The sequence below is a fragment of the Candidatus Cryosericum septentrionale genome, assembly GCF_003570995.1.
Lineage (GTDB): Bacteria > Caldisericota > Caldisericia > Cryosericales > Cryosericaceae > Cryosericum > Cryosericum septentrionale.
The window spans coordinates 29,759-34,788 of record NZ_QXIY01000011.1; the positions used below are offsets into that span (position 1 = coordinate 29,759).

The following is a 5,030-nucleotide window of genomic DNA, read 5'->3' on the forward strand; positions in this document are numbered from 1 at the left end:
AGGCTCTTCCTCCTGCAATTAATATAATTATAGCTATGCGCGTGGCAGCGGTCAAGCGTTCTGCTCCTCGGGTGAGTGACCTTGGCAGCTCGCATGGTGACAAGCCGCACGCGCCCACGTCAGGGCAGTGTGCGCCTCGCGTTATTCGGGGCCGACGGTCCGTTTGACACTCCTGCGCCCTCTACTATCATAAATAGAGGAAGTCGGACATGGCTGGAAGGTAAGGCGGCCGATGAACCGTTGCTTGGGTGGACTGTTCACGGCGATGGCAGTTGTCAGTGTACGGGAGGTGGCGTATGGCGTTCGACAGGTCGATGTTTCGCATGTACGATATCAGGGGTGAGGTCGGCAAAGAACTGACGCCTGAAGCAGCCCGACGTATCGGCCAGGCGTACGTTCACCTTGTGCGGCAACGGACCGGCGCAACCTCGCTTACCTTCGCTGTCGGCCGTGACGTGCGTCCCAGCAGCGAGGACCTTGCTGACGCGCTCATCGATGGTATGACGAGTCAAGGTGGCGACGTCGTAGACATCGGTGTCGTCCCCACGCCTACCCTCTACTATGCCCTGTTTGCTCTGCACGTGGACGGCGGGATGATGATCACTGGCAGTCACAACCCACCGCAGTACAACGGGTTCAAGGTCGCCATCGGCCAGGAGACGCTCTACGGCGACGACATCCAGCGCATCGCGGACCTGGCCGAGATCTGCTATCCCATCGCGTCTCATGTGGGTTCGGTGTCTCACCTTGACCTGCTGTCCAAGTACCGTGATGAGTTGGCTGACCAGTTTGGTCATGGACCCCTGGGCGCAGCGGGCAAGCCGCGGGTCAAGGTCGTCATCGACTGTGCCAACGGCTGTGCGGGACTGGTCGTCCCGGCCCTGATGAAGAAGCTGCACATCGACGCGGTGTTCATGTTTGTCGAACCGGATGGCACCTTCCCCAATCACCACCCCGACCCCGCCCGCCTGGATACACTGGAGGGATTGCGCAAGCGTGTGCTTGCCGAACGCGCGGACTTCGGCATTGCGTATGATGGCGACGTCGACCGCATTGGCGCCGTCGACGAGAACGGCGATGTCGTCTGGGGCGACAAGCTGACCTACATCTATGCCGCCGATATCATCACGCACTGGAAGGGCCCACGCAAGGCCAAGGTCATCGGGGAGGTCAAGTGCTCCAAGACCCTCTTCGACGGCGTGGAGAAGTTGGGTGGCATGGCCATCATGTCGCCAACGGGGCACTCGCTCATCAAGAAGAAGATGCGCGAGGAGAAGGCCCAGCTGGCGGGCGAGATGAGCGGTCACATGTTCTTCGCCGACCGCTATTATGGGTACGACGACGCTATCTACGCTACGCTGCGCCTGGTGGAGATCGTGGCGAACGGCCTGAGGGCCGACCCGAAATTCGTGTTCTCAGACCTGCTGAGGGCACTGCCGCCCATGGTGGCTTCCCCCGAGATCCGCAGACCGTGCCGCGAGGACGAGAAGGACCACCTCGTGCATGGGTTTGTCGACGCGTTCCGCAGGAAGTTCCCGCAGATGGCGCACACCATCGTCAAGGTCGTTACCATCGATGGTGCCCGTGTCGAGTGGGCGGACGGCTGGGGGCTGGTACGTTCCAGCAACACCGAGCCCCTGCTTGTCCTGCGCTTCGAAGCGAAGACGCAGGAGCGGGTCGACCAGTTGAAGAAGGCGTTCGACGAGACGCTGGCATCGCTGGCTACGCCATGAACAAGCGCAAAGATGGCGTGATAGAGAATATGGGAGTCCGCAAAGCGGTCATCCCGGTAGCCGGTATGGGGACACGCCTGCTGCCGCTTACCAAATCGCAGCCCAAGGAGATGCTGCCCGTCGTCGACAAGCCGGCGATCCAGTACGTGGTGGAGGAGGCCATCGACGCCGGCATCCAGAGCGTCCTGATGGTGACGGGACGCGGCAAGCGTGCTATCGAGGACTACTTCGACCACTCCGTCGAGCTGGAGCACGAGCTCGAGTCCCACGGCAAGCTCGACGACTTGCACGCGATCCAGCGCATCTCCAACCTGATCCAGGTCTACTATGTCCGTCAGAAGCTGCCGCGTGGGCTTGGAGACGCGGTCCTGCAGGCGCGCGCGTTCGTCGGCGGCGACCCGTTCGCGGTCCTCCTCGCGGACGACATCATCGACGGCCCGACGCCGTGCCTCGTGCAGATGCAGCAGGTGGCCCGCCGGTATCCGGGGATGGTCGTGGCCGTGATGGAGGTCCCGCGCGAGCAGACGTCTAGCTACGGCATCATCGAGGGGACCGCCGTCGTGCCCGGTGTCTGGGAAGTGACGGGGCTGGTCGAGAAGCCCGAGCCCGCCGATGCCCCCAGCAACCTGGCCATCGTGGGCCGCTACATCCTGACGCCCGGCATCTTCGACGCCCTCGAGCATACGGAGCCGGGCAAGAACGGTGAAGTCCAGCTGACCGACGCCCTCCAGGCCATGCTCCCCTTCAAGAAGGTCTACGCGTGCGAGTTCAAGGGGACCCGGTACGACATCGGGGACCAGATGGGCCTGCTGAAGGCCAACGTGGCGCTTGCGCTCAAGCGTCCCGAGCTGGCAGGCGACCTGAGGCAGTTCCTGAGTGAGACCCTTGAGACTATTTTCGATTAGCTGTTGGGGTCAGCTGGTAAATCCCCTTTGGGTGGTACATTGAGGCCATGACCGTCCTCGTGGTGGGTGCTGGCGGGCGCCTGGGCAGGGAGTTCATGGACCGGCTGTCGTCACTGGATGACCTGACCGGCCTGACGCATGTGCAGTGCGATATCGCAGACAGCCTGGCCGTCGAGCGCGCGGTGCTGGAACTTCAGCCGACCGTGGTCATCAACTGTGCCGCTCAACCTAGCGTGGACGTGTGCGAAAAGGACCGTGACCAGGCGTACCGCATCAATGTCCTGGGCGCGCGCAACGTGGCTCATGCTGCGTTCAAGGTGACCGCCAAGGTCGTGCATATCAGCACCGACTACGTCTTTGACGGCACAGCGGACCATGCCTACGCAGAATGGGACACCCCTAACCCTATCAACTGGTACGGGCGCACCAAGCTCATGAGCGAGGAGGCTGTCCGGCGTGCAAATCCCGACAGCCTGGTCCTGCGCATCGCCTATGTTTACGGCGTGCATGGTGACAACCCCGTGACGGCGGTCGTGCGGGCGGCGGAGACCGGTGCTCGGTTGATCCTGCCCGACGACCAGGTCATGAGCCCCACCAGTGCGTCCGAGGTCGTCCAGCAGACCATGCTCCTCATCCAGCGCGGCGCCGTCGGGACCTACCACGTCACCGGCAAGGGCCAGACCTCGCGGTACGAGTTTGCGCGCGCCGTCGCGACGATCCTCGGGCTGGACATTCAGCTTGTGCCTATGCATGCGGCGGACATTCCCGGCCGCGTACCGCGTCCCCTGCGGACGCCGCTCGCACACGAGCACCTGCGCCTGGAGGGTCAGGACATGATGAGCGAGTGGGACCAGGCCCTGTACGAGTTCCTTGTCGATCACAAGCGTGTGCTGCTGCATGGAGAAGAGACCTCATGAAGGGCATCGTCCTGGCAGGAGGCACCGGCTCGCGTCTCCACCCATTGACTACTGTCACCAACAAGCACCTGCTCCCGGTGGGCAACTATCCCATGATTTATCATCCCATCGCGCGCCTCAAGCAGGCGGGCATCACTGACATCCTCATCGTGACGGGGCGTGACCACATGGGGGACGTCATGGAACTGCTGGGCAGCGGGCACGACTTCGGTCTCGACTTCACGTACAAGGTGCAGGACCAGGCAGGCGGCATCGCCCAGGCGCTGGGCCTTGCGCGCGGCTTCTGCTGTGGTGACAGCTGCTGCGTCATCCTGGGGGACAATGTCTTCGAGGACGACCTGACGCCTGCCGTCACAGCATTCATGGCCCAAGAGTCCGGCGCACGTCTGCTCCTCAAGCAGGTCGACGACCCGGAGCGCTTCGGCGTGGCCGAGATCTCGCCCGACGGCCACATCCTGGGTATCGAGGAGAAACCGCCCCAGCCGAAGTCCAGGTACGCCGTCATCGGTATCTACCTGTACGACGGTGCGGTTTTTGACATCATCGACACGCTGCAGCCGTCGCACCGTGGCGAGCTGGAGATCACCGACGTCAATAACGCGTACATCCGTGCAGGGACGTGCACCTACGCCGTGCTCGAAGGCTGGTGGACGGATGCCGGCACGTTCCCATCATTGCGCAGGGCGACGGAGCTCGCTGCCGACCTTCGTCTCGGGCTTGAGGAGGCATCACACTAATGAGCGAGCACTTCACCTTCCATACGACCGACCTGCCAGGCGTGCAGTGGATTGAACCTGTCGTGCACGGGGACGAGCGCGGCTTCTTCATGGAGACGTACCGCGCCCGCGACTTCGCCGCCGCCGGCATCTGGGACGTCTTTGTGCAGGACAACCACTCTCGGTCCGCACGCGGGATCCTCCGTGGTCTGCACCTGCAAAAGGTGCATCCCCAGGCCAAGCTGGTCCGCTGTATCGCAGGCGCAGTCTGGGACGTCGCCGTGGACGTCGACCCTACCTCTCCCATGTTCGGCCGCTGGTTCGGCATCGAGCTCTCCGCCGTCAACAGGCGCCAGCTCTACATCCCAGCCGGCATGGCGCACGGGTTCCTTGCGCTCGAGGACGGTACCGAGTTCGTGTACAAGTGTTCCACCGAGTACGACCCGGAGGATGAGGCAGGGATCGTGTGGTCCGACCAACAGCTGCATGTGGGCTGGCCGCTCCAGGGCGTCGGCACTCCCGTCGTCTCCCTCCGGGACGCCGGCCTCCCGACCTTGACGCAATACCTGAAGGAGCGTGGGCAATGAAACTCTTTGTTGTAGGTGCTGATGGTCAGTTGGGCAGCGACGTCGTCCGCCTCCTGTCTCCCACGGTCGACGTGACCGCCCGCGTCATGGACGAGCTGGACGTGACTGACCGTGCCGCCCTGGGGCAAGCGATAGAGGCCTCGCACCCCGACGTTGTGGTCAACTGCGCAGC

6 protein-coding genes are annotated in these 5,030 nt (G+C 63.3%); all 6 read left to right on the forward strand.

All coding sequences use genetic code 11. From position 1 onward, the window contains the following. The first annotated feature begins 296 nt into the window (after window positions 1-296). Window positions 297-1,733: a phosphomannomutase/phosphoglucomutase gene (locus SMC1_RS02980; RefSeq protein WP_119085326.1), complete on the forward strand. Its 1,437-nt coding sequence runs from the start codon at window positions 297-299 to the stop codon at window positions 1,731-1,733. Beyond that, on the forward strand, window positions 1,730-2,638 hold the full coding sequence (gene galU / locus SMC1_RS02985; protein ID WP_243626466.1) for a UTP--glucose-1-phosphate uridylyltransferase GalU: 909 nt from the start codon (window positions 1,730-1,732) through the stop codon (window positions 2,636-2,638). Before SMC1_RS02980 ends, galU begins: the two co-directional genes overlap by 4 nt. A 47-nt stretch (window positions 2,639-2,685) precedes the next feature. Continuing rightward, window positions 2,686-3,555: a dTDP-4-dehydrorhamnose reductase gene (rfbD, locus tag SMC1_RS02990; protein WP_119085327.1), complete on the forward strand. Its 870-nt coding sequence runs from the start codon at window positions 2,686-2,688 to the stop codon at window positions 3,553-3,555. Further along, the gene (locus tag SMC1_RS02995) at window positions 3,552-4,292 is read left to right on the forward strand and encodes a sugar phosphate nucleotidyltransferase (RefSeq protein ID WP_119085328.1); all 741 of its coding nucleotides are present in this window, start codon (window positions 3,552-3,554) and stop codon (window positions 4,290-4,292) included. Before rfbD ends, SMC1_RS02995 begins: the two co-directional genes overlap by 4 nt. Continuing rightward, window positions 4,292-4,858 (forward strand): dTDP-4-dehydrorhamnose 3,5-epimerase, encoded by a 567-nt coding sequence (rfbC, locus tag SMC1_RS03000; RefSeq protein ID WP_119085329.1) that lies wholly within the window; start codon window positions 4,292-4,294, stop codon window positions 4,856-4,858. Before SMC1_RS02995 ends, rfbC begins: the two co-directional genes overlap by 1 nt. Beyond that, on the forward strand, window positions 4,855-5,030 hold a 176-nt coding region (locus SMC1_RS11205; protein ID WP_119085330.1), incomplete at its 3' end, for a sugar nucleotide-binding protein. The genes rfbC and SMC1_RS11205, both read left to right, overlap by 4 nt.

Coding starts and splice junctions, on each gene's coding strand:
- SMC1_RS02980 (WP_119085326.1), top strand. CDS start 297: ATGGCGTTCGACAGGTCGATGTTTCGCATGTACGATATCAGGGGTGAG.
- galU (WP_243626466.1), top strand. CDS start 1,730: ATGAACAAGCGCAAAGATGGCGTGATAGAGAATATGGGAGTCCGCAAA.
- rfbD (WP_119085327.1), top strand. CDS start 2,686: ATGACCGTCCTCGTGGTGGGTGCTGGCGGGCGCCTGGGCAGGGAGTTC.
- SMC1_RS02995 (WP_119085328.1), top strand. CDS start 3,552: ATGAAGGGCATCGTCCTGGCAGGAGGCACCGGCTCGCGTCTCCACCCA.
- rfbC (WP_119085329.1), top strand. CDS start 4,292: ATGAGCGAGCACTTCACCTTCCATACGACCGACCTGCCAGGCGTGCAG.